Origin of the sequence: Nocardia speluncae NBRC 108251, from assembly GCF_001613245.1 — a bacterium.
GTDB classification, from domain to species: domain Bacteria; phylum Actinomycetota; class Actinomycetes; order Mycobacteriales; family Mycobacteriaceae; genus Nocardia; species Nocardia speluncae.
The window spans coordinates 1-695 of the sequence record NZ_BDBZ01000059.1; the positions used below are offsets into that span (position 1 = coordinate 1).

1 protein-coding gene is annotated in these 695 nt (G+C 64.0%); it reads left to right on the forward strand.

Annotated elements, in window-relative coordinates:
• A partial coding sequence (locus NS6_RS33560) for an AMP-binding protein (protein ID WP_157113113.1) occupies positions 1-695 on the forward strand: 695 nt, incomplete at both ends.

Below are 695 nucleotides of genomic sequence, written 5' to 3' on the forward strand. Positions count from 1 at the left end.
GCGCAGGGTGTGGGTCCGGAGTCGTTGGTCGGGTTGCTTGCTTCTCGGTCGGTGGATCTGGTTGTGGGCATGTATGCGGTGGTGGCGGCCGGTGGTGCGTACGTACCGCTGGATCCCGCGCATCCGGCGGAGCGGATCGGTTACATCCTGGATACGGCGGCACCGGTGTGCCTGCTGTCCACCACTGCCGACCTGCAAGCGGTGACTGCGGACGCCGATAGTGGCGTAACCGGCGGTGGCACGCCGGTGGATATCGCGGGTGTGCCGGTGTCGGCGTTGGACACTCTCGATACGAGTGGTTTCGATGCCGCGCCGGTGACCGATGCCGATCGGCTCGCGCCGGTTCGGGCGTCGAATACGGCCTATGTCATCTTCACTTCCGGTTCGACGGGTCGTCCGAAGGGTGTGGCTGTGCCGCATTCGGCGATTGCGAACCAGGTCGCGTGGATGCTGTCGCAGTATCCGATGGACGCATCGGATGTGTATTTGCAGAAGACCGCGACCACGTTCGACGTGTCGCTGTGGGGTTACTTCCTGCCGTTGGCCGCGGGTGCGCATTTGGTGGTGGCGACTCCGGATGGTCATCGTGATCCGGAGTATCTGGCGCAGGTGATCGTCGAGCGGCAGGTGACGGTCACCGATTTCGTGCCGTCGATGTTGACGGTGTTCGCTGCGCATACCGCTGCGGGTTCGAT